Below are 25,727 nucleotides of genomic sequence, written 5' to 3'. Positions count from 1 at the left end.
GATTTACTCCTTAAAAGATTCAATCGTCTGGAAGTCGTCTGCGGTCAGATCACTATCGAAAGTAGAAGCTGTATCACTGCCGTCGTCCAGCGTGAGAAGGCCAATATTTTTCAGGATTACGCCGGTCGCCAAAATTTCCTGTCTCCCGATGCCCGCAACCTTTGAATAAGATTGAATTGTAATGTCTGGGTATTCCGCCTCGCCGTTTTTCCATGCCTCGACAGCTTTTACAAACGCGCTTGTGCAATTGTAATAGGTTACACTGCCGGTAATGTTGCCGCCGCGTGCGGCGTGCTGTGTCATCAGTTCTTCTAGAAATCGCTTTTCATCAGTAATTGTCTCGAACCCGATATTCATTTTGGAAATCAAAAAAGCGTCATATCGCCTGCCATCAACAGTTAGATATGCATTCCCATCATGACCGGTCGGGATGTCTCGGAGCCGCCTGGTTCTTGCTAAAGCCATCTAATCCCCTCCTTTACTGCGAAATCACAGTGACATAAATCTTATCCACCGTGTCAACCACGCGGATACCAACCGTCGCCTTGACCGAATCCCGATCTGAACCCATAATCACAGTGATGTCGTCGGCGGTAAAGCCTTCGACATATCCCGGATTCAAATAATTCTCAACGGTCATTTTGGCAATCATGCCTTTAATCTGGTTTCTGCCGTCCACACCGTTGCGGATCTTCCCGATCACCTTCTGGTCAAGCAACAGCTGTAAGTCGGTCTGGTAGCTGTCAAGCGTCCGCATGACCAGACCTTTGTGGAAATCCTTTGGTTTCTGGTCGGTGTATGTAATCAAGCTGTTGATGTCGTAGAGCACGATCACCTTGCCGTTTTTGAGCACGAACAGGAGTTCCCCCGCGCGGGTTTTGGTTTTCTGCTGCTCGATGGTCAACCGGGTGGAAACGTCCATCCAGCCCTCCACCCCGTCAAAATGTGTCGCGCTGCTATCGATCCCACACTTTGCAATGATCCCCGCCATTGTCGCGCAGGCTTCGGCGGCGGTCAGGTCGTAATTCAGCGTTTTCCCGCCGATGGTGCTTTTATAGATTGCCGGATCGTCTGCGGATACCACGCTCTGCACAAGCTGCACCATCGTACCGGATTCCCGTTGTTCTCCGATGAAACCGATGAGCTCATTGGCAATGGTTGAATCGGTGCCGGTGTAAGCCATGACGTTATAGTCGTATTTCTGGATTTCCGCAAGGAACACATCGTAATCGTCCGCGTCCGCCGTCGCATCAGCCCCACCAGTGAGCGAGACAGTCGCCGCTGCCAGCGTTCCGGTTCCCTCAATCTGAATGAAACCGTTCGCCTTGAAGTCAGCGGGCGCTGCAATAATCTGCTCGTCCATCTCGACGGTGCCGAGGAAGGTCTTGACGCTCCAGTTATCCCCTGAAGCTGCAACCACCACTTTAATGTTATTGCCCACTATACCGCCGTAAACTGCCTTTGCAGTAATGCCGGACGCGAGCGGTCCCGTCGCCTGTGTTCCTGCCGTCAGCCGATACAGAATCAGCTTGTTGGCATAGTTCATGACTTCGCCCACCAGCTTGATTGCCGGATCGGAAAGCCGGTAGCCAAGACTCGCAGTGGTGTCGTCGCCGCGCTCAATTTCGATAACCGTTGCGCCCCAACTCAGTTCCAGCGGCATTGCCACAACGCCCAGCGTCCCAAGCTGCGCCTCCCGTTCCCCGGCAATGGTTTCCACGCTCACGCCGGGAATTACTCTATCAATCATATTGTCACTTCCTTTTCTGCTTTCTGGATGATCGGGTCATCCGGTATGGTTTGCTCAAACGCCCTTACAATGCCCGTGACATGCCCCACGCGGTCGGTAACCGCGCTGTTCTTGCGGTAGACGGTATATTCCCATCCATCGCTTTGAAGCCTGTAAAGCCCCTGTAAGGCCGTGTAGAGTGCCGCGTTTATCTCAGCGTTGCTTGACCTGTTTTTCGGCCAATAAGCGAGATCAAAGCCGAATTCGTATTCGGTCAGGTCGTCCAGCTTTTGCGAATTGACCATCTCATAAAAGGACACAAACCAGCATGGGAGCCTGACATCCTGCCGAACCGGGCCAGTATGGATTGGAAGCTCCGGGAACAGCTCGGCCAGCGCGTCAGCCAGCGCAAGGGTCACATTGTCTGCAATGGTCAGTTTGCCTTCGGCTTCCCGTTTTTTTAGGATGGAATCAGTAAACACATTACTTTTCATGTCAGAATCCCGTTTCCCGCTTTATACGCGCAATCTCCGCATCAAATAGCTGCGGGAGCTTTCGGTCGGCCTCGTTCACGCCCTTATCGAGCATGAACCTGCCTTCCACCCATCCGGTAGTCTCGCCCTTCTGATTGACCGTCCGATGTCCGTTATTCACATAAACACCATACTCAACATTGTTTGAGTACCCAGAAACGTGAGCGTTCCCGATTCTTCGATATTTATTTCGCTTCCACCCTCGTTTAAGGGTTCCGCCAACATGCCCCGGATAAGACTTCCCAACCGGTGTATTCTTGATGGTTACACCCATTCCGTGATTAGCCTGTGCAACCACGACGCGCTTTGCGCTCTCGTCGAAGTCGCCCAGAAGCATTTCAAGTTTCTTGCGGAAATCTGCCAGCGCTTTTGCATTCTCGCTCATGATATCCTCACGCTTTCCAGTTTCACGGACAGGCTGAACGTCCCCCGAAGCGGAAGTCCTGCCGTGCCTGTGAATACCTGCCCTTTGTGGGTGACGGTGATTTCGTCGCCCTGTCGGATGTCCGCGCCGTCGTCCACGAATAGGGTAAATACCGTTGTGGTCTGCGACGCGGTGTCCTCGCCTTCCGATACCGGAAATGTGGTTTGGGACAAATGGCATGGCAGGGAATCGTATATCACGGTATCCGCATCAATTGATTCCCCATAAGGGTCAAGCCGCATCACCTTCGCGTGGTCATCCCGGAGGATTGCAAGGGCGGATTTTCCGCGCAATATCACATTTGCTGAAAAGCCCACGGCACATCCGCCTTTCTGAAATAAACGCTCCGGTATCGGTTCAGGTCGCTTGCATACTGCGAGATGATCCCGTCCGCACCCATCGCCGCCGTTTCTGTCGAGGTTGCAAAGGTGACGGTGGTGTCTCCTTCGGATATACTCTTGACCTCTCCCGTTCCGGCTGATCCAGCATCACAGTTGGAGATGTAAGCGGCGCAGAGTTTGCAGAACGCCCGAAACAGGCCATCCGGGATGCCGTCAGAGTGGATATAGTTCATGGCCTTCTCGGCCATGTCGTCAATCTGGGCCAGCGTCTTTGCGTCCGGTGCGCTGGACGGGATTACCCCGTCCAGCTGTAGACGCTTGACGACATCCGCCGCCGTAAACATTAGCCCATATAGCGGACAGCCAGTTCCGGGTACATGGTCTTGTAACCATACAGGATGTCCATAGAGAGCATTTCTTTCTTGTACTTCATGTCATATCCCTTCGTCACGCGCAGAGACATGCCGTTAAAGTTAACCACATAGCTTTCTACGCCGGAGGGCTTAACCAGCGGGCGGGTGACAAATGCAAATGCCTGCGGGTTAAAGGCAAGGTTTGCGGTATGATTCCCTGCTACAGCAACGACAGTTGCGGTCGTTACATTCTTTTTCAGTGCCGGATAAATATTGACCGTGATCTCGTTAGATGCGGCGGTTGCATCCTCGGTAACCACATAGTGATCATTCAGGATGGTAAGCACGTCGCCCTTGACAAGCGTACCGGTTACGGTAGCTGCGGACAGTGTAAGCGAGGTTGCTCCTGCATTGGTTGCCGATTTCGGCTTGACTTCTGCGGACAAGGTGCCTTTGGCGTGTTTCTTAACGCCCTGTGCCATGTAATTGTCAAGGCCAAAGATGCGACCGATGGAGCCCTCGCGCAGCGCAGCAGTGGTGCCGGATTTCTCCGCGTTGACAATCGCCGGGATTGTGGTAAATTTTGCATCGGCCTCAGTGTCCCATACGGCGCATCGGCCAGAGATAGGAACCTTGTTTTCGTTGAGAATGCGTCGGACTTCCGAAAGGTCAGTCAGGTCGTCCGGCGTGGTTCCTGCGGTGCCGCCGATATACGGAATGTCCTTATAAAGATAAAGGCCGTCGCTGTTGATCTTCTCAGCCAGAGCGTTTGCGGCAGGGATAACGAACAGCCGGTTCACATCGTCAAAACTGACCGCGCCTTCCAGTGCGCCGACCTCAATGTCGACTGTTGCGATCTCGTTCAGCTCGACTTCCACACTCTGTTCTTTGACATCCTGTGTCTCAATTCCAGTGGAGGCATTAAAACTTTTTGCCTCTAGTACGACCGGTTTTCTAACCTGCACTTTCGCACCTTTTCCCATCTGGAAATCATGCGAATAGTCCTTGTAAATTAGGTTCGGGAATACAAGATTTTCCTGGAGGCGCATCAGGGACTGACGCGCGAGCTCAATGATGCTGATGAACTGATTTGCCATGATATCTCTCCTTTAGTTTTTCTGGCTATGTACGGCGAACCACTCCGCATCTGACATCTTATCAAGGTCTGCCTGAGGAGGATTCCCGCCATTTGGTGTATATTCGTGTTTCATTTCCCCGGTTTTAAACAGGAACGGCTTGGATTCCCGGAGCGCCGTCAATTGATCTGACAGGCCGGTAATCGTCCCGTCGTCCGCTACGGTGATCTTATTAAGGTCGAGCGCCGCTACCGTCAGAGCATCGTCGTGCACGTTCTCGTGAGCTACAGCAAGGCGAATCGCCGCGTCACGGCTCTGCTGCTTGAGCTTTTCTGTAAGGGCCGCTGTATCGGCGGCGTGCTTGTCCTTCCACTCCTGCGCCGCCTTTTTTATTCCATCGACATCCAGCTTTTTAAACCCTTCAATGGTTTCGTTGGCGGTTTTGAGCTGATCGTGCAGACCCGCCAGCTCGGTTTTCATCGAGTCGTTTGTGTTTTTGAACTTTTCGATATCCTTGCTGTTAATGGTCAGTACCTTAGTCACCTGTTCTTCGGTCAGGCCGAGCGCAAGCAATTCCTCTGTTTTCATAATTCCTCCATTCCGGCTATGCTTTTTCAAGTGGTCGCATCACTGGGCCGCCCGTAGTTTTCATGTCGTCGGGCCGGACAATTTTTGTAAAATAAAAAGCGTGCCAATAGACTTACATCTACTGGCACGCTGGGTGCGCTACGTTATGCAGTTTTCTTTGGATCAGCCTTGAATATGTTTCGCGTCTTGCACTTTGGGCAAATCTTTACGATTTCGCCGTCTCTCAACTCTGCTTCAAAGAGCAGCCTTCCGCACTGGCGGCATTTATATGGCTTTAGCATTATTCCACCTCGCGTTTTGGCGGTGGTTCCGGCAGTTTGCGTTCCGGTCGATGTTTTCCGCCATCTTCATCCAGTTCAAAGACGGTATCTTCCGGATAGTCCTCGAAGCTATCCACTTCACTGATCTTTACAATCCGATTTTCTCCCATATCATTTTACCTCAAAAGCATAGTCAAGCCCAAATTGTTCCGCAAGCTGTAATAAAATTTGGTGCTGATAGATTTGGTTGTATTCTGCCAGTGTTATTTCTCCCGCTTCGCATCGTGCCCACACCTTAGGTTCAATCAGTTCCTCTAACTTTGTGTATTCGGCCTCAATTTTTGTTCGGGTATTAAAAGCACTATCCCAACGTGTGGGCTGTTTAAGGCGGTAAACGCCCCCACTGGTTACGGCGCGAATTTCCGCCAACCCCGATCCACGCAGCATATTGATATCGGCAGGGGAAAAGGTTGTGTCCTCTGGGTGGTTATGTGTTAGAATCCCGCCCCTCATCATCCCAACTTCTCGAGCGGTAAAGCGAACGGATCTCTCACCGCCCTTTTTAACGAGAAGCGTCGAACCGTCAGGCCCGTAGACAATAGCAGTTTCTTTTTTCCCGCGAATCAATCGGTTCTCATCCCGTGTTATTCCGCTATACTTCTCTTTTGCATTAATTATACCACCTGCCTTTTCTGCGTCAATATATTGCTTTTTCCATTGTGCGTAGGTCATGTTGGCCGGAACTTCTATCGAATTTCCATCCGCATCCCGTGCAAACCGGGTGCCGTCATATTCCACACCCTCAATCATTGGAATCTTGACACATCGGCAGTATGGGTGCATAGGCGGCGCGTTGATCCCGACTTTTAAATCCTTTAAAGCAAAATCCTTGCTATCGAGCGCCCCGCATTCCGGGCAGGTCGTCCCATCCAGTGTTGCGTCGAAGATATATCGCTCGATCCCATCCGCACGGTATGCGTCGGTGTGCGCCTGGTTCGCCATGAACGCAGATTCGGTATAAAGTAGCCGATATGCCTCGCTCCGTTTGACCGAGAACCGCTTTGCGAGTTCCTCCGCGTAGTCCTGTGGCGGTTTGCCGGTAATCAACATCTGGTTGATGAGCTGTTGAATCTGCGGTTTCAAATCCTCCGACTGCCGCCACAGGCGGGTGGAAAACATCAAGCCATCGAATGGATAATCCAGCAGTCGCTTGATCGTCTCGTCGGATATCTGCGCAAACTCCTGATGAAAGCCAGTGTAGCGGTCGATATCAAACAGCGTCCGGTGGTATTGGTCGGTGTAGATTTCTGCGCCTATGGTCGCAATCTGGCCCCGCTGGTCTATGTACAGCTTTTCAATCACCGCGTCCACTTGGCATTTTAGCGCCTGCAAGCGGGTGATCCGCGCTTTGACCGACAGGTTGTCCAACTCCAGGTTAAAGGTGCTCATGCTGTCAATTGCGAGCTTTCGGAAGGACTCCAGATCGTCTTTAAAGTCCCGCAACTCCGCCAGCGACAAGGCTTTCTGCGCATCTGCCAGCGACAGCTTATTGTTTCTTGCGTACCGTCCGTAGAATGCGTCAATCTGACTTTGCAAGTCGCGCCGCGCCCGCTCAAACGACCGCACAAGGGTTTTCTTTGCTGTGAAGATATCGGCCTCTGCGGTCAAATATCGGGCCTGTGTGCGTTCCTGCCAGTAGTCCCGCGACTTCATGCGTCATTGCCGTCCTTCGGCGGCAGGTCGGGTGTTTCAAATCGTCGCATATCCTCCTCCGCTTCGTCGGCTCGAAGCGAGAGCTCCTCCTCCCAATCTTCCACCAGCGGGTTTGCTTTGGCTATGTTCTGCCGCGAGGTTACTGCGGCGAGATTCGCAATGATTTGTGACAGCTCCAGATCATCTCGGATTTTGTTACGCTGCCACGTCTGCGTAATTGGAGTTTCTGTGTTTTCCCCCAAATATTTTAGGATCATCCGAACCAACTTACCGAACCCAAGGCGGAATTCTGTTTCTTTTAGCCCTGCTTTCAGCTCTAGGAATCCATATAGGTGATCAATTACAACGCCCTTTGCCTGTCCAAGTTTGTCCGGGTTAATGTCAACGCCCTGCCCCAGTCGATAGATATTCTTTTCAACGATCTCTGCCAGCTTGTTGCGGGCTTCCACCGGGATTTCAATGGACAAAGTAGACATTCCGGCCCTTTGATCCGGTCGGTTCTGCATATCGACCACTTTATATTTTCTGAGCTGCCCCAGAAATTCATCCAGATCCGTTCCGCCGTAGCCTTCGAGCAAAAAGATAACCTGTTGAATATCCTCGATATCGTTGATATAGCCAGAAAGCACCTTGTCGTAAACGTCGATTAGCTTTTTGACGTTTTTTAGATCGTTCTGCCGCTTATTGTTGTTGGCAAATTCGACGAACGGTACAACGCCCCAATCATGGGGCATGATTTCAGATGCTTGATGCGCCTGTGTGTCGACATCTAAGGCCGAAAACATCTGGTAAGCTTCCAGCGCATTAATATCTCCGCCATAGCAACGATATGCCGATGCGTCCTTGTCTGTCCAATATTCGTAAACACACCACACCTTGCCTTGATCGTCTGTTTGCAGGTACTTGCGCAACACTGCGATCAATTCGTGGTCGATGGAACCCGAATAGAGCGGGATCACTTCGCGCCCATCAATTATCGCATATCGGAATCGGTTCTCGCTGTCCTTCCAAACGTGCAGCCATGCAGTCTTATGGTTACTGGCATCAATAGAAAGATCCTTGCAGATCTTCTGATACTTATCCCCCAAAATCTCCATAATTTTTTTATTTAGCGGCTTATTTCCCGTATCAAAGGTCGGAGGATAGGTGAACATATATGCCGCAGTTTGATCGACGAGTATTTGATAAAAGTTGTGCGATACTCGGTTATCCGCTGTACGCAGAGGGCTTTTGCTGTCAGAAGATTCCTCCAACCTACTTCTCTCTATGTCGTTGTTGGTATCATAGTAAAGATCCGCAATGTTTGCATCGGAGATATAAGCCGAATGACCGCCTACCTTATCCTTTATCAGCTTTTTAATGACTTCTAATTCCAAGCTATCCCTCCTTCGGCTTTAGTACGCGGATTCCCGGTTGAGACATTACAATCGTGTGGACGAAATACCTAATGTCGTCCATTGCGTGGTCATGATCTTTAACCGGCTTATCGCAGACGGCCTTGTCATCCCATACATAGACAGAAAATTCCGCGAATGAATTTGCACAGCAGTCGTTAAATTTTATCTTTTCAAGTGACAGGCAAGTTCCGACATCCCGTATTCCGTCGATTACATCATTATTTGCCGGTTGAACCCTGAAACGTCTGTGTCTTCGTATGCACTCGATGAAGCTCGCGGCAGAAGGGTCAACGATAACCTTGCGTATCGGAAGCCCGCCCGCCAGCTGTTCAAGGTCTGAATAGTGTTCCTCGTCGGTCTTTTGCCCATTTGTCCGGCCATCCCAATAGCGTTCACGGATTCTATACCATATGCCTTCATATTCGCCCCACAAACCCATGCTTGTTGGGTTTGCGGTTCCATAGTCGCAAGATATGTAATATTGTTTATATGGCCTATCCTCCGCCTTGACGACATGCTTTTTCGGGTCAAACATCGGATAAATCAAGCCTTCCGCTACTACCCAAAGCCCCTTGATGAATCGATCGTTGAAAACTCCAGTGTATTCCTTTTTGAGCTGTTCTACATACTCAGGGTCAAGATATGGATTGTCGTCTATCAGAAATTGCATTACCAGCATGTCAAGCTCATCCTGCCGGTCGATATACTTGACTTTGATCCAATGAAACGGCGTGTCCGGGTTTGTTGTCCCAAAAAGTTTTGCTCCTGGGTCAGATAATCGGGATAGCAGCATAGAGAAGAAATCCTCGGTGAATAGTGTCAACTCGTCGCAGTAGGCACCGGCCAAGGTCATGCCCCGAATCTTGCTCTCCGCCCGAGCGTCGTTTACGCCCTCGAGATAAACCGTTCTGCCAAATAGCGTTGCCTGTTTTGCTGACAAGGAATATGTAAAGTGTTCACGGCCCGCCAGTGTTTCTAGAAGGTCGAGACAGTTTCGTTTTAAACTGGTCAGGGTCTTTGCTACCATCAAGTAGGAACCGTCTCGCGGCATGGACAGAATCCAGAATGCCCACAGCACCAGAGATATCCAAGTCTTGCCTGAGCGAACGGAACCATGCAGGATATTGATGCGCCGAAGCTGTCCCTGCTTGAACATCCGAAGCAGCTCGGCCTGCTTATCACTATACCTCATCCATCATTCCCCTTATGAGATCTTCCCATGCGCCCGCGTCTTTATCGGAAGCATTGGGCCGATCGCGCCACTGCTCAGGTTTGCGATTCTTCAGCCAGAAGATTTGAGCGGTCGTATCGGGCACTACCTGCTTTATCGTCTGCGATACTTTTTTGCGACCGCTTTCGTCTATTTCTATTTTCTGCTCTGTATATTCGTATCCAAGCGCCCGTTTCAGGAGGGCGTTTTCCACTTGTCGGTCAACAATTTCCTTGCCCCTTTTTAGGGTGTCCGAAATGACCGAGTGTGACTTTTTCCATTCTCCCAATGTAGAGCGAGAAATCCCGATATTTATTGCGATCTGTTCATCGGTCAACCCGTCCCGCGCCCAACCTTCAAGTTTTGTCAAACCTTCTGGCGTTAGCCACTCTTGATATTTACCATTCGCCACATCACCACCACGCTTATATTTTTTTGGCTTTCTTTATCTCCCGGCACACCGCCTCATACTGTGCATTAAGATCCCTCAACTCCGCTTTTGCCTCCCTGCGCTTCTTCCCGGTCTTGTGGATTAAGCGCTCATTGATCTCTATGCGCTCGCGTAAGATACGCACCCGCTCTTGTTCCAGTGTTTCCAGGTCGATGATAGCCACCGCCCTTATTCAGACGTTGCCTCATAAGTCAATTCGAAAACGTCCGGTTTGCATGGATAGAATTCACCTTTGACCCCTCGAATAATATAATCTCCTACAGATGCAAACATAGTGCCTTCAAGGGTATCAATCACAAGCCTGGGGTTATCCTTGTCTGCATAGTTAACCCTTACTGGGTCTAATCCCAAAACAGACAGTTCAGTCTGTGTATTGCTATCATCATAAAAACGAATGGCATCAATCTCGACCGGTTTTTTCTTGTATTTCATAAACAATAACCTCTCTTTTTCGGCCGCCCCTAAACTGGCTTTCTATGCGGGTTTGATGATAATTTGTTCTTGTTTTTCGGTCACTTTTTGGTAAGGTGGCATACTTTACCCGGTATGCCAGCGGGTGAAAGGAGGCTGCAAATGTATGCGGGTGGAGCGGGGCCGTAGGTACGAGCTACGGCACAACACAAACGCTACCGCGCTCATTTGTGCTGCTGGGCTACTGTTCCCCGCGTGTTGCCGTCTTTCCGGCTGTTACCGTCCTTAATATCCCGTCCGGTCGCGGTTTGGCCGCAGGCTTCGCAAGTTTCTGCAACACGTTCACTGTACCGCATCCGGTTCATGCACCCTTTGCGGCATATCAACACTTTGTCTTTCCGTCAATGCTCGCCTGGATCTGCGACAAACTGTATAACAGGCTCTGTTCCGAGCGATAAAGCCCTTTAATGCGCTTTTCCAGTTCGTCGCGTTCTTTCCCACATAAGCCTTTCAAGCCCGTTTGCAAAGTCTCCCGGCGCTTCCTGATGGGCTCTAATTGGTTGAGATATTCGATTTTCAGTTCTTCGAGATTTTTCATAAGTAAAATAAAAAAGTGGACTACAAGCATTTCTGCTCATAGCCCACTCTGGCTGTTACTCCCGAGACTCTACGGGAGCCGATATTTTTCTTTCTGATATTTTCTCAAACACAACGACTTCATGTTTGAGCCTTTTGACCTCCGCCACATTGCCCCGCAAGACAATATTCTCAATTTCTTGCACAAGGTCGCCGGTCAATAGTTTCTTTTTATCTACTACTTTCATTATAGCATATATCCCTCTAAATTGCAAGTTACATCTTTGTTGGTACTAATGGCCGCTTGCTGTATGCTGCCCCACTCCTGTATAAACCACTCTCTCCAATCGGCACAACTCCTCAACTCGTACTCTCTGTTGTGATAAATGGGGCATATTCTCTTTTTACAGGTATCGCATGGGTAAATCACGGCTTGTCCTCGTCTGTTTTCCGGCGGCTGAATAATCCTCCGAGCAACAACTCCGCGATCATCCTGCCGACCGTAAAAGCAAAACCAACGAGGATAAAACAGGAGAGGGCAAAGAGCACATCGGATGTTGCATTAATCATGGGTAGCCTCCTTAACTAGTCGATTGTTTCGATTCCAACGGGGAGCCACATTTTGGGGTTAAAGTTAAGAGTATATTTGTAACGGTCTACACCTCCGGTTGTGATATCTTCGACTACATAAGTAACGTTATCACTAAGGCCGATAAAGTGTTTCTTGTATTCGCCGTTCTCGTCCTCTACAACAATTTCCAACTGGTTGTCAGCGGCATCCGCTGTAATAGACAATTTACCGGTCATCTGGAAAAGAACGTCCCCTTGTAGACAGTTGATAACCGTAACCTGACGAATATCGTTGAAATTATCCGCTTGTTGGGATAGATTATATGAAACCCTTTCCGCTTCGGTTCCGCATCCCACAAGAATAATCATAACTAATGCGAGTAAAACGATAAGAACTCTTTTCATCATTTGTCCTCCTTTTGCGATTTCGGTATATAAATTCTGTTTTCGTGTTTGCGTTCCACCTTGCGCACATCTCCAAGGAGCCGCTCCAAGGCCTTTATTTCAGGTTGATTATTTCTGACATATTGCTCTATAGGCGCTAGTTCTTCCGCCGCGTCTTTGGCTTCCCTGCGCTTCTGGCGGGCTTCCCGGAGCCTTATGGCGGCTTTTGCGGTATCCCGATAATTGAGGTTGTCCAGCTCTAATGAGTGTAGGATGTCTTGGGTAATTTTCTCCTGTTCCTCCTGTTCTGCTCGCCGGATGTGATAAATCTGAGCGCTGTCCCGGAGAAAGGATAGAAACTCCTCAATCGTCTTGCTGGTATACATCGGTTCCAGTCTCCTTTTCCTTCAGCGCGGCCATTCTGTCAACCGCTTCGTCGATCCGGTATGGGGTACTGCCGCAGATATCTATTAGAGGTGTTGACCATTTGCTTTTGTCAATATAAACTACGGCGTATCGGCCATTATACGCTCGCGCTTTCGCGCTGTTTTTAAATTTGCCATTTTCGAGTGTTTGCTCTATCATAGCGATTATTGGCAACTCTACCAACCGCCCGTCGTCATGGGCCTTTTTCAGCGCGGCGAATTCTTCCACTGTGCCGATGTCCTCGTAGTAGGCCAGTTTTTTAGTTGCCTTCATCCCCCAGCAGGACATACAGTTTTCGTGATTACAATATTCAACCTCACACATGGGATTCTTGCTGATAGTTAGTCGTTCCAGAAGTCATTCCTCCTTTGGTTTCTCGCGGTAGGTTCGCCATGTTCCGCCGTAGCCGTTCCGTGCGTCATACCATGCACCCAAATTGTCCCAAAGGCGGACGGCGTTTATTTGATCGTCCCATTTTACAAGGCGATAACCCTTCCAATTTGGTTTTTTATCAAATTCAGCCCACACAGGTTCCCCGTCCATCTGCCGCAGTTCCTCCAGCGTCAGCGGCTCCGGATTCTCGCGGTCGGCTTTCTCGCGCAGGGCTTCGAGTGCCATATCAAAAACCATCCTTGCGCCGGGCATTGTACTGCCGCTCTTTCGATTTTCGAACCACTTGATTGCTTCATTGGTTGTCATGTTTCTCATCTTCCTTTCCCTCCCACATTTTACAACCGCAGTTGGGACAGTAATTTAGCGCTTCACCCGCGTCAAAATAAGCGTGACAATTCGAACATCTTAATACATCTATCAGCATCCCTTCCCGTCCGGAAAATGGGTTTCCACACTCTACCTGATAAGGTTCCCACTGACCATGCACTACCGGCGCGACATCGGCGGCAGGAGCCTCTAAAATACACTCTAAAATTTGCGCAGCCCGGTGATTTCCGTCAATCTCATGGCGCTGCCCTATTGCGCCAAACAGCGCTTCCCGCTCTATGTATTCAGCCATTGGTGCTCCTCCTGTTCCAAAGTTTACGTAATGCTTTCAAGCAAGCGTTATCGTGCTCTTGTATATCCGAATCTCCCCACGGAATATCAGCATCTATTCTCGCCCCGCAATTCCAACATTTGATGTAACATTCAGAACTTATTTCATATGCACACGCTCTAATATCGTCTGAGCCGCAGAACGGGCAGGGTTTTAAATCTTTCATCAGTGCTCCTCCCTTGGTGGTTCGAGCTTCATAAAGCATCCCCAAAATGTTTGGGACTTCTTGCCGCTGTGATGGCCAAATAGCGGTTTCTGACCAATTGCTTTCCAGACTTTTTCTGCTGCGATGTCGTATTCTGACCACTTAAAGATCAACACCCCATCTGGTTTCAGCACCCGCATACATTCGGCAAATCCATCATGTAGCATCTGCGGCCAGTTATCATCCAGCTTCCCGTATTTTTTAACCAGCCACGCGGTTTCTTTGGCCCCCGTGAGGTGGGGCGGATCAAAAACGGCCAGGGCGAACGAATTGTCCGGGAAAGGGAGCGCCGTAAAATCACATAGGATATCCGGGTGGATATTCAAGACGCAATTCCCAGCGTTTTTCCAAAGATTGCGATATTCCTCCCGGCGCTTATCGCAATAGATAGCAGCTGGATGGTGCTTGTCGAACCACATCGTGCGAGATCCACATGTCACATCGAGTATCTTTTTATCCATCCTTATCCGCCTCCCGTAATATCTCTCTCAGGTCTACGCACTCGCCGAAGTTTATCCACAACAGCAAATTTTCATCGATAGTGTAATAACAATTATCTTCACTGAACCATGCTCCGAGCGCGTGTAATTCTGGTTTTCTCTCGAACGCATACAGATATCCATCTTTATCACGCGCAACCCACGGTGTGCCCTCCGCTACTCTCCCGCGCATGATTGCGATATCCTGATCGGTGTAGCGTGGGCGGCGGATGATTTTTACCTTACCTTGAATGAGTTGACAAAGATAGACTCCGCTCATTGTGTTTCTGACTGACGTGTATACAACCCCGCTTTCGTCCACATAGGCGTTTTCAAAAATACAACTTTCCTCTGATCTAACCTCAAATTTTTCGTCTATTTCCAGCGGCGTTTCCTCCCCGCCGAGTATGTAACAAATGCGTGGTAATTCTTTTTTCATGATTCGACCTCCTATTTATTTGCCTCAAAAAACGCCTTTGCGAATCCAGGCGGTGTGATCGCCCGCAGCGCCGCCCGCTTGTCCGGCTGCCGCGCTATATAGTCCTTCGCCCATTCCGGGCATTGTGGTGCCGCCCATGCGAATTGATTTTTCTTTCCGCTTCGGTATTGTTTTGCAAAATATGGGTCATCAGGCCGCTCAAACACCTTCTGCCGGGGAAGCCGATACTGTCCCCACAGATCCGTGCGTTTAATTCCCAAGTCGCCGAACCACCATTGGTAAAACGTGTACGGCGGCACCCCCAAGAATCTTCGCAGCAGACCGACCGGGTTTTCCAACGCCCAGAATTGCAGCTTCTCGGCTTGCTGATACCCCCAGATGATGCGCAGACATGCTTCGACAATCTCCATGCCCGCCGCCAAATCCCGCTTGCGGTGGCTGCCGTTTTTAGCGAGGCTGAATTCAGTGCATGGCGGCGCGGCCAGTATCCCATACACGCCCTCCGGTGGCTCATATGTACGCACATCGTATTCCGGCAGGGTGATCAGTCTCACATCGTATCCCGCCTCTTTGTATGGGCGGCTCCAGCTCCCCGTTCCGCCGCATAAGTCCAGTATGATCTTTTCTTTGTTTTCCATGTTTGCCTCCTTCTTTGGAGGCGTGCGCACGCCCTCTCCCCGGTTAGCTACGCCGGAAGGTTTGGTTTCGGTTTATGGCGTTTCATCTTTCGCCCATCCTTTGCGCATGTCGTATTCGTACAAAGTCTCATAGACTTTGCGCTTTGCCGCAATCGTGGAGGATATTTCGCTTTCCTTCACTTTTTTTATCAGCATAGGGATGGTATATCCCTGATAAAACATTTTCACGATTTCATCTGCTCGGAGAATTACCGGTGTTCTTTCGTATTTCTTGGTTCTTGCCATGTCTTATCTCCTTTCTTGCGGCATGACCTCAATCTCTGTTCGCGGGCGCTCTTTATCATATCCGCCGCGCAGAATAAGCTCGATGTGCCCGAAACTGTCGTCCTCTATGATTCCCGCCGCTGTCAACCCGTCTAAGATCATCTTGCCGGAATAGTTATCCGGGTCGCGCCGTCCTCTGGTCGGGAAGAAATAGGTCAGCTTCACAACCGCGCGGGAAATTGGCTTTTCCGGGCGCGGGATACACGTCCAGTAAATCAGTTCGGCCCATTCTTTTTTGGCTTTCTGGTACTCCCGGAAGTTCGTTCGCCCTATGTACCGGTTATTGCTCGGCGGGATACGGTCTATGACGTACTTCATTCCGGCACTCCATGCAGCATCCGGTGCAGCTTATCCATGTCCAGCGACGATTCCCCGGTTTTGGCTGACGGGTTCTGCTTTGGCTGTGCAACCCCGTTCCGCTCCCACGTCCTGATGGATGCTTTCCAGTCCTTCATGGGGTTTTTACCAACATGCCATCCGTTGGACTCGTAATAGTCGAAGAACCTTTGCGCGTCCACGCTGTTTCTCCGCTCCTGACAATAGAGCCGGATTTCTTCAACCGTGGGTTTTTTAAACTTCGTGCGCGGCGCTTTAGCGCTTATCTGTTTTGTTTTGTCTTGTTTTGTTTTATTAATAGCGACACTTTGTGCGACAGGTTGTGCGACATATTGTGGGACACTTTGTGCGACAGGTTGTGCGACATTTTCATAGCACATTTTGTCGCACAGGGAATGCAGCGTATAAATCGCAGACTGATTCCCGCGCCGGGATTTCCAACTGATTATCCCGTCCTGCGCAAGCCTGTTTCGAGCACGTTCTATCGCTTTGGCATTCAGCCCCGTCTTGACTTCGAGCACCGATACCGCTACCGCAAACTCTTGCTGCCAACCCGTTTTATTCGCTATGTGCATCAATGCGTGCCATACGGCGATGGCGGGTGAGGGCAGCGGATTTGTTTCGAGCAGATCATAAAATGCTTTTATCTCGGTCATGTAGTTCATGGGGCCACCGCCTTAAAACGGAAAGTCGTCAGAATCACCCGCTGCCATTTCGGAGAAATCACCATCTGCATTCACATTGCCTTGTTCCGGTTCCTCATAGCGGATATCAATGCCGGGCTTTTCGCCGCTGCCCTTCGGCTCCCCGAACTGGACATTGTCGGCCACGACTTCAACCGCCGTGCGCTTGTTTCCGTTTCTGTCCTCATACTTTCGCGTCTGGATCGAACCCTCGACAATCATCATTTTGCCTTTGGCGAAGTATTTTGAGACGAACTCCGCGTTCTGCCGCCACGCAACGATGTCAATGAAATCGGCCTGTTTTTCTTTGCCTGAGTAGGCGCGGTCAACCGCTATACGGAAGGCGCACACCGAAACGCCGTTCGGCGTTTGACGCAGCTCTGGGTCGGCCACAAGGCGGCCCATAAGGATTGCTTTATTTAACATAGTCCCACTTCCTGTATATCAATTTTTCTTCGTTCCATTCCGGGTACTGTTCCATCAGATATTGACGGATTCGCGCTTGCAATGGCTTTCTCTGCCCGCTCTGGTCGTATCTGGTATGACATTTCAAACAGAGCGTGACGACATTCTCAGGCACTCCCAGCCCGCCATGCGAGCGCGGGATGAAATGCGCATTCGGGGCCGCGTGCGGGTTGCCGCACAAAATGCAGCAGCCCCCGTCACGCTCCCAAACAATGGCTTTGACCTTTGGCGGGATATCACATGCTTTAGACATCCTGCTCATTGGTTCCACTCCCGTTTCATCCGGGCCAGTTCGTCCGGCGTCGCCGTTTCAATGTCCAGATCCTTGCATTCTTGTACAATCCCATCCAGAAATCGGGACATCTGAGCGGTATCATATCTGCTTGACCCTTCATAGCATTGACACTGCATCCCCGGTTTTCCGTTGACCGTCACCGGCCCCAATTCCCGGATCTTCCGATAATCGCGGCGCAAAATCTCCACTGCTTTTGGTGGAACGATCGCGTGCAAAAATACACCATATCGCTCGATCATTTCCAGATACAGTGAATCCTTGTCGCTTCCAACTGCCTGAGCCAAACTTTCCAACAGCACCCAGCAGTAAGCGTTGGCATCCAGCGAACGCCGTTGACGAAACATTTTCAGTTCCGCAATGTGTAGGCGATCCTTCATATTGAAGAGGAAGCGCCGTGCGGCTCCAAGACTCTCCTTCTCCAGCTTCAAACAAAGCCAGTACCCGTCTATGTACTCGATCTTTGCCGACCGAAATTTAACCTCTGTCATCCTTAAACCTCTTCTGACATTCCATGCAGAGCGGACGCTTATAGGCCTTTACCGAGAAGTCGTGCACGGATACCGAAATCTTTGAGCCGCACTCCGCGCATTTCAGAAAATCATCTTCCGGGGCGTTGCGGGGCTTTGGAGTAATGCTTTCGGGGGTTTCCGCGTCCGGGTCGCGCATTTCATCCGTTGGGATGCAGAACGCTTCAAAACATGCGTATTTGAACGCCGCCGACATGGCTTTATTGCTCGCCTTGTCCCCGCTGTCCATCCCTTCCCCGATAACCACCGCCGACACATTCGAGCCGTCCTCCGCATAGAATGTGAACTTCACTTTTAGGATTGAGTAAATCAGGCTTCCGCCGCTTTTGGTCTGCCGTTCCTCCCGCGTCTGTTCGAGCACTTCCGGGACAACGAAAATCTTGTGCTCAATTAAGACTGGCTGTAGTGCGTTGTAAACCGCGTCGATCCCGCGATACATGAAGCCCTGTTGACTATTGCGGTCGTTCTTTCCAATCGCTCCGACGCTGTTCATGGCCGCGCACATCGCGGCATAAATTTTGCCTTCCATTAAGCATGCTCCTTTACAAAATCGATCCAGTCATCCGACTGTGTGACAAAGGCTTTTTCCCATTCCTTCAATGCTTCGCCGCCGACCGACGCGGATTCCAAAAGGTATATCCCCTGCAAGACCCGCAGCCGGTCAGCGCGTTCGAGATTGTGAAACCACCAGTTCAGATAAAGGTCGTCGCTGTCAAGCGGGATGTTCTCGCTTTCTATGTAGTGTTTCGCATTTTCGTTCAGGTAGAGCTGTCCATACTCCGGGTAAAGGCCGTCGCAGTAGTCGGCTATGCAGTCCCGGCAGACGGTAGCCTTGCCGATCTCGACCGTTTCATATTCCGGCACATCTTCCCCGCAGCGGGCGCATTTCGTCATTTTCGGTTCCCGCAATTGTACATCGTACCTGTCCGCGCCGATCAGCATTCCGTTTTCCTGCACTTGACTTCGCCCGCCTTTCGTGTTACCTTGTAATTGCAATAGTTTTCTATGCCGCTCTGTTGAGGTGCCAGCCTCGCAGGGCGTTTCTTTTTTATCCACGGTATCAGGCTCTCCATAATCGCCGCGCTGACTGCCAGATACAGACACCACGCCGCGAAAAGCATCATCCAAAACAATCCGTCCGCCGTCATGCTTGTCCCCTCCTTTTCTGCCGCCGCTCCCGGTTTTTACGAATCACTTCTTCCCGGTGTGCCGCGTAATATTTGCGATGGTATTCCGTCCGATCCTCCCAATGCCTTTTCCGGGATTGCCGATCCCGCTCGCTCTGTATCCTGCGTTCGTTTTCTTCACAAGGTAGCGCATCTGCCGGATATGGACAGGTCAGACAGGAGTATTCATTCTTGTAATGGTCGCAGAGCTTCATGTGAGATCAACTCCTTGTCCATCAGGTCAGCACAGCGTTTCAGGTATTGCGCCTGTGTAACTTCCAAAGCCTTGCATTGCTCCTGAATCCGGTTTGCAAGCCCCTCTGTGAGCCGCACGGAGAATTTTAATATCCCTGTCCCCTTCCCGCTTCTGCGCGTCTCGCGGGGCTTTACGGGGTCGATAAGGTCATAGTCCCAATCTTCACGGTCATAGAGCGTTCCGACGTTGCAGCAGTGATATTCGCATAGATCCTTCATCTGCTCCGGCGTGGGGTTCGCTTTGCCGGTTTCGTATCGGGAGTAGTCCGGGACGCGAATTTTCAGGGTGCGGGCAAGTTCTCTTTGTGGGCGCTGTCCGCGTAGTTTTTTTAGGTAGTTCACTTTCACCATCCTTTTTCTTTTGGGGTGCTTGTCCGTTAGGATAATTCACGGGCGAGCGTCGCCTTTGTGACCCCGATTCCTTTTTTAAACAGGCTGCCCAGATATCGCTTGACGGTTTTTTCGTCCCTGCCTAAAAACCTTGCAACTTCTTTTAGTTTGAGGCATTCACGATCCGGGAACGCTTCGTTCAGGCGTTCGAGGTTGTCTCGGTATGCTGGTTTTTCGAGTGGCATGTAATTAACTCCTTTCTGCCCTGACAGGTGGCTTAGTCTCTTATGTTCATGGCCACCAGAAGCGTAGCTGTTCCCCACATCGACATTAAAAGGACTTGTTGGTTACTCATTGGTAAGTCAAAAATCCAAATCACGCAGGCGAGTGTCCCCCAAAATATCGATAGGAATTTTCTAAACTTCATTGGTTGCACCCGATGGCCGTCATGTTTTTTTCGAGCCGATCTACTATTCTCTTGTTTTCCTCAAGCAGATCGGCGAGCTCGTCCAGCCCGTCGATTTTAAAAGATACATTACAGTTCATTTACCTTCTCCTTTCTGCCCCTGATGGGCGGCCTTTCTGTTGCTTGTCCTCCTATTCCGTGGTAATATTTACCTGAAAGGAGGTGATCTCAATGATTATAAAGGTGGATAGTTTCCGGGATTTTGCGGTCTTCTTGTCCAATTGTACAAGTAATGGTGTAACAGATATTCGCGTCTGCATATCACATGCCCCTTATTGGGGAGCTCGCGTTTTAGGCAGCGAACGGCCTGCAACCAACACATCTTTTGCTTACGTTCTTTTTGCGCCAATGTTTACCGTTGTCTATTCGTCTCAGTGCCCAAACGCTGAATATGAGGAAGTGGAAAAGAAACTCTACAAGCTCAGAGAACAAGATGATCTTTTCAGAGTTATGGAGTTTGAAAAGATCGAACCGGTTTTAAAGGAAAACTACATCCTGATATCTGGGCTAAAGAATACCTTCTAACTCACCTAAAAGATCGACCTTAAGTCGGTATGCTTGCAGCAGTTGAGGCAATATCTCAGCTGCTGCTTTCCTGCCTTCTATATTGCTTACAGATCGGAACTCCGCTTCAATTGCTTCGGTAAGCCGGTTAACATTCGCAAATGTGTCTAAAAGCATTGCCTTTCGTGTTTCATCCATCGTATTTTCTCCTTTCTGCCGCCCTAAAGGGCGGCTATTATTCTTGATTGTCCTAAATGTCCGCGCATGATAGAATGTCACTAAAGGGTGTGATGAATTGGATAAAACAAGCAAGCGGGTTCTCCGCTTTTTGGAAAACCAAGAGAATAAGTTTTGGCATTTTGGGAATGGAATTCCCGATGAGTTTGAAGAACAGACATTTATTCTTGCAATAAAATTTCTTGAGAGCAGAGAATACGTAGAAATCGAGCGCACGGATCTGGGCGCACCTAGAGTTGTTCGACTTTCCCACTTTGGGGTAAACCGAAAAAGATATAAGATCGAGGATTTTTTACGATATGTGCGTGATAAATGGATTGATTTTCTGGCGCTGATTATCGCAATTTCCGCGTTCATCCAATCCTGTATCGCGCTATACTGGAAACAATGAGCGCCAAAAGTGAAAACCACAAAGTCAACTTTTGAAATATATTCGCCTTTTTCCATGTCTCTCTACAGCCTGAAAAAAATTCTTTTCGTGTCATGTTTCACCTACTTCTTAGCCGCCCTTCGGGGTGGTTTCTTTTTAAGTGTCTTTTAAGACACTTTTTCGTTAAAAAAAACAGACATCGGATCATCAATGTCCAAACATTCTATAATCAGCTGAATTTCTTTTCTGGTAAAATCGCTTGATCCAGACATCTTTCTTGCGAATGCGGATTTACTAATTCCAATCGCCCCGCACAAATCTTTAGTTTTTATACCCTTCAAAGCCATTTGCGCCCTCAGAGCATTTGAGTTCATGTAACCACCTCCATTCTACGTGTCGTTTAGGACACTTTCATTATATCTATCTGTAAAACTGCTGTCAAGTCTTTTTCGACACTTTTTGAATTATTTTTTCAAAAATTGTTGCATAAAAGACACTGGAATGCTATAATCCGATACAAGGAGTGGTAAAGATGGGAATCAACAAAAAATTAAAAGATAGGCGATTGGAACTGGGGTTAACGCTTGAAGATGTTGGGAAAATTGTAGGAGTTGGGAAAAGTACCGTCAGAAAATGGGAAACTGGAGATATCGAAAATATGCGGCGAGACAAAATTGCGTTATTGGCAAAAGCATTACAGGTTTCGCCATCGTTTATTATGGAATGGAACGATGAAAAGCCCACCACCGTTTCCGATGATGGGCTTTGGAATTCGTTAAGTACTGACCCTACAAAGCTAATGCTTGCTCGCTGGATCGCTGGACTGGATCAGGTTCAACTTGAAAGGGTGCTAAAACTCCTAGATGCTGCTCTTCTTTCACCGAAAGAATAAAAAAGTCCAACTGTTTTTCTGTCAGCAAGACTAGCTTTGTAAAAGCCAATTCTCGTTGTTGTTCAACACCGTCGCATGTTCCTGCCTCTTTTCCGGGACGCTGCCCGTCCGCCTCGTCGACCCTACCATTATAGCACTTTCCATTATTTGATTTCATTGGTAAATTTTGCATGGCATCCTCCTGACCGGGGCTGATTTGTGGAGATAGAACATACGTTCTGTGTTTTAAAGTTTAACAGACTGAACTCACAACTTCAAGTGGTAAAATATATAAATTAACAACTATAAGTTGTTATTAATGCATATTGACACAAACTGTAGTGCATAACCTGATTTAGCTACCCGCAACATGATGTAGGGTAATTGTCGTGCTCCATACGGATCGCGTGGATAGAAATGGAGGAGTATCTAACCATGAAGTGCAAAAAATGCCGTAAGCAGATCCCGGACGACTCCAAATTCTGCAACTATTGCGGCGCACCGCAGAAAAAAGACAAGATGTATCGCCGCCCGGATGGGCTATATGAAAAAGTGCTCACCATAGACGGCAAACGCGTCCCCTTTCGCGCCAAAACCGAAAAAGAGGTCAACCGTAAGATCGCAGAATTCCAGGGCATAAAGGAACGCGGCCCGCTATTCAAAGAGGTGGCCGAAGAATGGAAGGAGGAGCACTTTAAAAAACTTGAATATAACACACAAGTAGGATATGAAAAGCCGCTATCGCGGGCTATGGATGAATTTGGAGATAGGGAAATAAAATCCATCACTCCGGGAAGTGTTGAAAATTATGTGTCGAAGCTGTCCGCGAAATCCTTTGCCCTTAAAACAGTTCGGAATCATTTGCTGGTGTTGAATCTTATTTTTAAATACGCGGTCATCCAGGGGCATATCTCGTCGAACCCGGCGCAATATATTCGCGCTCCTAAAAATCTGCCAAGGACTATTCGGGAATTACCATCAGATGAGCAACTTGATCTTGTAAAGCAAAATTACAATCTTCCGGGCGGAATGATCCCGTATATGATACTTTATACCGGATGTCGCCGTGGCGAGCTTATAGCACTAAAGTATGAGGATATCGACTGGGATAACAAAAAAATCTATATCAAAAAATCTGCTTATCATGAGGGAAACAAGGCGAGCATCAAGGGAACAAAATCCGCTGCCGGAATGCGAGAGATCCCGCTGCTTGATGTGCTTGCCGAGAAACTGAAAAAAGGAAAGCCGAGCGATTTGATATTCCCCGGAAAAGATGGTATGATGTCTTTGTCAGAATTTCGGGGGGCGTGGAATCAGTACTGCAAAACCATTGGGGAATACGAAGAACACATATATACTGACCATGAGAGCCACTCGCACGCTAAGATCGTTCCGCGAATTACACCCCATCAGCTGCGGCACGGATACGCCACAATTTTGTTTGAGGCCGGGGTAAACGAGAAGGATGCACAGGAACTTTTGGGTCATACGTCCATACAAATGACCCGCGATGTGTACACCCATATTCGTAAACGAAGAAAAGAAGAAACGACACAAAAATTGAATGAATTCACAAAAAATGCACAGTAGTATATTCAAACCCGCATTATAAGCCGTTTTTATCAGGGTTCGAGTCCCCGTGTTCCCACCAAAACGGCCTTGCAGAAATCTGCAGGGCCGTTTTTCATCTATTTTCTGCCTTTGGGAATTATAGATTCAAAAAATGTCCGGCCGCCCCTCCAGTCACATGTCATTACACCTATCTCTCTTATACAAATTATTTGTGACCGATTTATTTATTCTTACAAATATTGGCATCACCTCTTGAATTTATCTGCTAAAGTATGGTAAGCTATAAGCACTCGGAGCAACGAGAATATTGTTTCCCTGCAAAGATGCCCGCTATTTTGCGGGTATTTTTGCATTTTAACGATTTTTTGCATTTTCTCAAAATTAAAATGTCATTCTTTCATGCTGTCATTTTCACATCCAAATTTTTCAGTCACAGACTCAGTCACACAAATCCAATATTTTTTTAATCTCCGCACGTTTTATGACCTATTTATATGAGCAGCTCCAATGCCACACTGTACGCTGTTATGGAAACGGGTATCAGCCGAGAGCGGGATCACGTTGAAGCAGTCGGAAGGGTACGCTTATATAAAACCATAAAAAAATTTTTTAATCTTGCAATAAACAGATCTCCTGCCGCATTATACGGATGAAAGGCACGTACGGCCAACCAACGTACCAAGACTGAGAGGAGATTAAAATCATGAACACCAACTGTATCCATAAAAAACGGGGAATTCTTTTCGGGCTGCTGGCTGCCGTTTTGTTTGCGGCAGGCGCACTCTATTTTTATCTCACCACTCCGGTGAACTTTCTTGCAATCGACCTCAACCCCAGCATTGAGATTCAAACCAACCGGCTGGATAAGGTGGTTTCCCTAAAAGCGTCCAACGCTGATGCCAAAAAATTGCTCGAAGGCTATAAACTCACCGATCGGGACCTTGACGATGTCATCGAGGATCTGGTCGATCGGATGATCTACTTCGGTTACCTCGATGGAAAAAATGATGATATCCTGATCACTGTGCAAGACAATAAGCTTTCGGCCCCCCTGCTCAAAAAAGTCAACCAGTCCATTCAGGGGTATCTTGACCATCGCAACCTGCAGGTTGGTATCCTGAACCAACTCGTCAAGATCACCGACGACGATCGAACTGTGGCAGAGGAAAGCAAGATCTCCGCCGGAAAGCTCGCCATGATCCGCCGCCTGCTGGACGATAGCGACGACCTGGAAGATATCGCCAAGTTTGCCGATGTTTCGGTTTCCCAGCTGGTCGCCTACGCAAACGAGAATAAAATCGATCTGGGCGATCTTTTGATCGATTGGGACGACGTGGACGATCTGCCTTCCAACCACGCGCCTTCCGATAAAGTCATCAGCCTCGACCGCGCCAAGAAGATCGCGCTCGAGAAAGCCCCCAGCGGCGCCGCGCTTGTGGAAATCTCCCTCGACGATGACGACGACCGGGACGGCCGCGCGCATTACGAGGGCGAAGTGCGCAAAGGAAACACCGAATATGAGTTTGAAATCGATGCATACACCGGAAAGGTCATCAAGTGGGAGGTTGACGAAAAGTCCGTTTCCTCTTCATCGAAGGACTACATCAGCCTCGACCGCGCCAAGAAGATCGCGCTCGAGAAAGCCCCCAGCGGCGCCGCGCTTGTGGAAATCTCCCTCGACAACGATGACGACGACTGGGACGACCGCGCGCATTACGAGGGTGAAATGCGCAATGGAAATATCGAATATGAATTCAAGATTGATGCGTACACCGGGGAAATCCTGAAATGGGAAACCGATCGGAATGATGACGACCGGTACGACGATGACCGGTATGACGACGACCGGTATGACGACGACCGGTATGACGACGACCGGTACGATGATGACCGGTATGACGACGACCGGTATGACGATGACCGGTATGACGATGACCGGTATGGCGACGACGACGACGATGACGATGATGACGATGATGACGATGACGACGATGACGACGACGATGACGACGACAACCGGTACGATGATGATGACGACGGCTGGGACGACTGAAGCACACCTTATAAAAATC

At 49.2% G+C, this 25,727-nt stretch carries 44 protein-coding genes; 5 read left to right on the top strand and 39 right to left on the bottom strand.

Going from position 1 to position 25,727, the window contains the following annotated elements:
• Positions 1 to 3: 3 nt before the first annotated feature.
• From BN4275_RS04605 to BN4275_RS17795, 37 genes are all read right to left on the bottom strand, one after another.
• Entirely contained in the window at positions 4 to 465 is a 462-nt protein-coding gene (locus tag BN4275_RS04605; protein ID WP_066454587.1) for a phage tail tube protein, read from the bottom strand.
• A gap of 13 nt (positions 466 to 478) precedes the next feature.
• Complete coding sequence (locus BN4275_RS04600) at positions 479 to 1,750, bottom strand: phage tail sheath subtilisin-like domain-containing protein (RefSeq protein ID WP_066454585.1); 1,272 nt, start codon at positions 1,748 to 1,750, stop codon at positions 479 to 481.
• A complete protein-coding gene (locus tag BN4275_RS04595) occupies positions 1,747 to 2,223 on the bottom strand; it encodes a phage tail terminator family protein (RefSeq protein WP_066454583.1) in 477 nt (158 codons plus the stop codon). The genes BN4275_RS04600 and BN4275_RS04595 overlap by 4 nt, the downstream gene beginning before the upstream one ends.
• Before the next feature lies 1 nt (position 2,224).
• Positions 2,225 to 2,647, bottom strand: coding sequence for an HK97 gp10 family phage protein (locus tag BN4275_RS04590; protein WP_066454581.1), 423 nt, complete (start codon positions 2,645 to 2,647; stop codon positions 2,225 to 2,227).
• Complete coding sequence (locus BN4275_RS17455) at positions 2,644 to 3,003, bottom strand: hypothetical protein (protein ID WP_066454578.1); 360 nt, start codon at positions 3,001 to 3,003, stop codon at positions 2,644 to 2,646. Before BN4275_RS17455 ends, BN4275_RS04590 begins: the two co-directional genes overlap by 4 nt.
• Entirely contained in the window at positions 2,982 to 3,371 is a 390-nt protein-coding gene (locus BN4275_RS04580; protein ID WP_066454575.1) for a head-tail connector protein, read from the bottom strand. The genes BN4275_RS17455 and BN4275_RS04580 overlap by 22 nt, the downstream gene beginning before the upstream one ends.
• Entirely contained in the window at positions 3,371 to 4,477 is a 1,107-nt protein-coding gene (locus BN4275_RS04575) for a major capsid protein (protein WP_066454573.1), read from the bottom strand. The genes BN4275_RS04580 and BN4275_RS04575 overlap by 1 nt, the downstream gene beginning before the upstream one ends.
• 12 nt (positions 4,478 to 4,489) lie before the next feature.
• Complete coding sequence (locus tag BN4275_RS04570) at positions 4,490 to 5,044, bottom strand: phage scaffolding protein (protein ID WP_066454566.1); 555 nt, start codon at positions 5,042 to 5,044, stop codon at positions 4,490 to 4,492.
• Positions 5,045 to 5,324: 280 nt separating this feature from the next.
• Positions 5,325 to 5,474 carry a hypothetical protein gene (locus BN4275_RS17215; RefSeq protein WP_154018824.1) on the bottom strand — a complete coding sequence of 50 codons (150 nt, stop codon included), beginning with the start codon at positions 5,472 to 5,474 and terminating at the stop codon, positions 5,325 to 5,327.
• Between the two features lies 1 nt (position 5,475).
• The gene (locus tag BN4275_RS04565; RefSeq protein ID WP_066454564.1) at positions 5,476 to 7,017 is read right to left on the bottom strand and encodes a minor capsid protein; all 1,542 of its coding nucleotides are present in this window, start codon (positions 7,015 to 7,017) and stop codon (positions 5,476 to 5,478) included.
• The gene (locus BN4275_RS04560; RefSeq protein WP_066454561.1) at positions 7,014 to 8,393 is read right to left on the bottom strand and encodes a phage portal protein; all 1,380 of its coding nucleotides are present in this window, start codon (positions 8,391 to 8,393) and stop codon (positions 7,014 to 7,016) included. Before BN4275_RS04560 ends, BN4275_RS04565 begins: the two co-directional genes overlap by 4 nt.
• 1 nt (position 8,394) lies before the next feature.
• A complete protein-coding gene (locus BN4275_RS04555; RefSeq protein WP_066454558.1) occupies positions 8,395 to 9,606 on the bottom strand; it encodes a PBSX family phage terminase large subunit in 1,212 nt (403 codons plus the stop codon).
• Complete coding sequence (locus BN4275_RS04550) at positions 9,596 to 10,036, bottom strand: transposase (protein ID WP_066454555.1); 441 nt, start codon at positions 10,034 to 10,036, stop codon at positions 9,596 to 9,598. Before BN4275_RS04550 ends, BN4275_RS04555 begins: the two co-directional genes overlap by 11 nt.
• Before the next feature lie 207 nt (positions 10,037 to 10,243).
• Positions 10,244 to 10,507, bottom strand: coding sequence for a hypothetical protein (locus BN4275_RS04540; RefSeq protein WP_066454553.1), 264 nt, complete (start codon positions 10,505 to 10,507; stop codon positions 10,244 to 10,246).
• A 632-nt stretch (positions 10,508 to 11,139) separates the two neighbouring features.
• Positions 11,140 to 11,310, bottom strand: a complete 171-nt coding sequence (locus tag BN4275_RS17210; RefSeq protein WP_154018822.1) for a hypothetical protein — start codon at positions 11,308 to 11,310, stop codon at positions 11,140 to 11,142.
• 178 nt (positions 11,311 to 11,488) lie between these two features.
• Entirely contained in the window at positions 11,489 to 11,632 is a 144-nt protein-coding gene (locus tag BN4275_RS17205; RefSeq protein WP_154018821.1) for a hypothetical protein, read from the bottom strand.
• Between the two features lie 15 nt (positions 11,633 to 11,647).
• Positions 11,648 to 12,037 (bottom strand): beta-sandwich lipoprotein, encoded by a 390-nt coding sequence (locus BN4275_RS04530; protein ID WP_066454548.1) that lies wholly within the window; start codon positions 12,035 to 12,037, stop codon positions 11,648 to 11,650.
• A complete protein-coding gene (locus BN4275_RS04525) occupies positions 12,037 to 12,402 on the bottom strand; it encodes a hypothetical protein (RefSeq protein WP_066454546.1) in 366 nt (121 codons plus the stop codon). The genes BN4275_RS04530 and BN4275_RS04525 overlap by 1 nt, the downstream gene beginning before the upstream one ends.
• Positions 12,380 to 12,766 carry a hypothetical protein gene (locus BN4275_RS04520; RefSeq protein WP_161940178.1) on the bottom strand — a complete coding sequence of 129 codons (387 nt, stop codon included), beginning with the start codon at positions 12,764 to 12,766 and terminating at the stop codon, positions 12,380 to 12,382. The genes BN4275_RS04525 and BN4275_RS04520 overlap by 23 nt, the downstream gene beginning before the upstream one ends.
• 33 nt (positions 12,767 to 12,799) lie before the next feature.
• Positions 12,800 to 13,150, bottom strand: coding sequence for a hypothetical protein (locus tag BN4275_RS04515; RefSeq protein WP_154018820.1), 351 nt, complete (start codon positions 13,148 to 13,150; stop codon positions 12,800 to 12,802).
• On the bottom strand, positions 13,128 to 13,454 hold the full coding sequence (locus tag BN4275_RS04510) for a hypothetical protein (RefSeq protein WP_066454526.1): 327 nt from the start codon (positions 13,452 to 13,454) through the stop codon (positions 13,128 to 13,130). Before BN4275_RS04510 ends, BN4275_RS04515 begins: the two co-directional genes overlap by 23 nt.
• On the bottom strand, positions 13,447 to 13,659 hold the full coding sequence (locus tag BN4275_RS17890) for a Lar family restriction alleviation protein (protein WP_161940177.1): 213 nt from the start codon (positions 13,657 to 13,659) through the stop codon (positions 13,447 to 13,449). The genes BN4275_RS04510 and BN4275_RS17890 overlap by 8 nt, the downstream gene beginning before the upstream one ends.
• Positions 13,659 to 14,159, bottom strand: coding sequence for a class I SAM-dependent methyltransferase (locus BN4275_RS04505; protein WP_066454515.1), 501 nt, complete (start codon positions 14,157 to 14,159; stop codon positions 13,659 to 13,661). The genes BN4275_RS17890 and BN4275_RS04505 overlap by 1 nt, the downstream gene beginning before the upstream one ends.
• Positions 14,152 to 14,616, bottom strand: a complete 465-nt coding sequence (locus BN4275_RS04500) for a hypothetical protein (protein ID WP_066454513.1) — start codon at positions 14,614 to 14,616, stop codon at positions 14,152 to 14,154. The genes BN4275_RS04505 and BN4275_RS04500 overlap by 8 nt, the downstream gene beginning before the upstream one ends.
• A gap of 11 nt (positions 14,617 to 14,627) precedes the next feature.
• A complete protein-coding gene (locus BN4275_RS04495) occupies positions 14,628 to 15,254 on the bottom strand; it encodes a hypothetical protein (protein WP_066454512.1) in 627 nt (208 codons plus the stop codon).
• 72 nt (positions 15,255 to 15,326) lie between these two features.
• The gene (locus tag BN4275_RS04490; protein ID WP_066454511.1) at positions 15,327 to 15,539 is read right to left on the bottom strand and encodes a hypothetical protein; all 213 of its coding nucleotides are present in this window, start codon (positions 15,537 to 15,539) and stop codon (positions 15,327 to 15,329) included.
• 3 nt (positions 15,540 to 15,542) lie between these two features.
• Complete coding sequence (locus BN4275_RS04485; RefSeq protein WP_066454509.1) at positions 15,543 to 15,896, bottom strand: RusA family crossover junction endodeoxyribonuclease; 354 nt, start codon at positions 15,894 to 15,896, stop codon at positions 15,543 to 15,545.
• Complete coding sequence (locus BN4275_RS04480) at positions 15,893 to 16,579, bottom strand: hypothetical protein (RefSeq protein WP_066454507.1); 687 nt, start codon at positions 16,577 to 16,579, stop codon at positions 15,893 to 15,895. Before BN4275_RS04480 ends, BN4275_RS04485 begins: the two co-directional genes overlap by 4 nt.
• 12 nt (positions 16,580 to 16,591) lie before the next feature.
• Positions 16,592 to 17,023 carry a single-stranded DNA-binding protein gene (locus BN4275_RS04475; RefSeq protein WP_066454505.1) on the bottom strand — a complete coding sequence of 144 codons (432 nt, stop codon included), beginning with the start codon at positions 17,021 to 17,023 and terminating at the stop codon, positions 16,592 to 16,594.
• Positions 17,013 to 17,324, bottom strand: coding sequence for an HNH endonuclease (locus BN4275_RS04470; protein WP_066455022.1), 312 nt, complete (start codon positions 17,322 to 17,324; stop codon positions 17,013 to 17,015). The genes BN4275_RS04475 and BN4275_RS04470 overlap by 11 nt, the downstream gene beginning before the upstream one ends.
• A complete protein-coding gene (locus tag BN4275_RS04465; protein ID WP_066454503.1) occupies positions 17,321 to 17,845 on the bottom strand; it encodes a hypothetical protein in 525 nt (174 codons plus the stop codon). The genes BN4275_RS04470 and BN4275_RS04465 overlap by 4 nt, the downstream gene beginning before the upstream one ends.
• Positions 17,832 to 18,413: an ERF family protein gene (locus BN4275_RS04460; RefSeq protein ID WP_066454501.1), complete on the bottom strand. Its 582-nt coding sequence runs from the start codon at positions 18,411 to 18,413 to the stop codon at positions 17,832 to 17,834. The genes BN4275_RS04465 and BN4275_RS04460 overlap by 14 nt, the downstream gene beginning before the upstream one ends.
• Positions 18,413 to 18,841 carry a hypothetical protein gene (locus BN4275_RS04455; protein ID WP_154018819.1) on the bottom strand — a complete coding sequence of 143 codons (429 nt, stop codon included), beginning with the start codon at positions 18,839 to 18,841 and terminating at the stop codon, positions 18,413 to 18,415. Before BN4275_RS04455 ends, BN4275_RS04460 begins: the two co-directional genes overlap by 1 nt.
• Entirely contained in the window at positions 18,820 to 19,032 is a 213-nt protein-coding gene (locus tag BN4275_RS04450) for a hypothetical protein (protein WP_066454496.1), read from the bottom strand. The genes BN4275_RS04455 and BN4275_RS04450 overlap by 22 nt, the downstream gene beginning before the upstream one ends.
• A gap of 204 nt (positions 19,033 to 19,236) precedes the next feature.
• Entirely contained in the window at positions 19,237 to 19,647 is a 411-nt protein-coding gene (locus tag BN4275_RS04445) for a helix-turn-helix domain-containing protein (RefSeq protein ID WP_066454489.1), read from the bottom strand.
• Positions 19,648 to 19,682: 35 nt separating this feature from the next.
• Positions 19,683 to 19,880 (bottom strand): helix-turn-helix domain-containing protein, encoded by a 198-nt coding sequence (locus tag BN4275_RS04440; protein WP_066454487.1) that lies wholly within the window; start codon positions 19,878 to 19,880, stop codon positions 19,683 to 19,685.
• Positions 19,881 to 20,058: 178 nt separating this feature from the next.
• The gene (locus tag BN4275_RS17795; RefSeq protein ID WP_278276516.1) at positions 20,059 to 20,181 is read right to left on the bottom strand and encodes a hypothetical protein; all 123 of its coding nucleotides are present in this window, start codon (positions 20,179 to 20,181) and stop codon (positions 20,059 to 20,061) included.
• A gap of 91 nt (positions 20,182 to 20,272) precedes the next feature.
• Between BN4275_RS17795 and BN4275_RS04435 the strand changes: the two genes are divergently transcribed.
• Positions 20,273 to 20,626, top strand: coding sequence for a hypothetical protein (locus tag BN4275_RS04435; protein ID WP_066454484.1), 354 nt, complete (start codon positions 20,273 to 20,275; stop codon positions 20,624 to 20,626).
• Here BN4275_RS04435 and BN4275_RS04430 read toward each other — a convergent pair.
• Positions 20,609 to 20,803, bottom strand: a complete 195-nt coding sequence (locus BN4275_RS04430) for a hypothetical protein (protein WP_066454482.1) — start codon at positions 20,801 to 20,803, stop codon at positions 20,609 to 20,611. The two genes, BN4275_RS04435 and BN4275_RS04430, sit on opposite strands and share 18 nt — an antisense overlap.
• Positions 20,804 to 20,900: 97 nt before the next feature.
• Here BN4275_RS04430 and BN4275_RS04425 point away from each other — a divergent pair, with 97 nt between their 5' ends.
• The gene (locus BN4275_RS04425) at positions 20,901 to 21,233 is read left to right on the top strand and encodes a hypothetical protein (RefSeq protein WP_066454476.1); all 333 of its coding nucleotides are present in this window, start codon (positions 20,901 to 20,903) and stop codon (positions 21,231 to 21,233) included.
• Between the two features lie 146 nt (positions 21,234 to 21,379).
• Here the strand turns inward: BN4275_RS04425 and BN4275_RS04420 are convergent, their stop codons facing one another.
• Positions 21,380 to 21,586 (bottom strand): helix-turn-helix domain-containing protein, encoded by a 207-nt coding sequence (locus BN4275_RS04420; protein WP_066454473.1) that lies wholly within the window; start codon positions 21,584 to 21,586, stop codon positions 21,380 to 21,382.
• Between the two features lie 158 nt (positions 21,587 to 21,744).
• Here BN4275_RS04420 and BN4275_RS04415 point away from each other — a divergent pair, with 158 nt between their 5' ends.
• The 3 genes from BN4275_RS04415 (at position 21,745) to BN4275_RS04405 (ending at position 25,708) form a co-directional block, all read left to right on the top strand.
• The gene (locus BN4275_RS04415) at positions 21,745 to 22,104 is read left to right on the top strand and encodes a helix-turn-helix domain-containing protein (RefSeq protein ID WP_066454467.1); all 360 of its coding nucleotides are present in this window, start codon (positions 21,745 to 21,747) and stop codon (positions 22,102 to 22,104) included.
• Between the two features lie 414 nt (positions 22,105 to 22,518).
• Complete coding sequence (locus BN4275_RS04410) at positions 22,519 to 23,673, top strand: site-specific integrase (protein WP_066454465.1); 1,155 nt, start codon at positions 22,519 to 22,521, stop codon at positions 23,671 to 23,673.
• Positions 23,674 to 24,358: 685 nt separating this feature from the next.
• Positions 24,359 to 25,708, top strand: a complete 1,350-nt coding sequence (locus tag BN4275_RS04405) for a PepSY domain-containing protein (protein ID WP_066454463.1) — start codon at positions 24,359 to 24,361, stop codon at positions 25,706 to 25,708.
• The last annotated feature ends 19 nt before the right edge of the window (positions 25,709 to 25,727 follow it).

The sequence above is a fragment of the Anaerotruncus rubiinfantis genome (genome assembly GCF_900078395.1).
Classification (GTDB): domain Bacteria; phylum Bacillota; class Clostridia; order Oscillospirales; family Ruminococcaceae; genus Anaerotruncus; species Anaerotruncus rubiinfantis.
The sequence above is the reverse complement of the archived record's forward strand: the minus strand, read 5'-3'. Positions and strand labels throughout refer to the sequence as shown.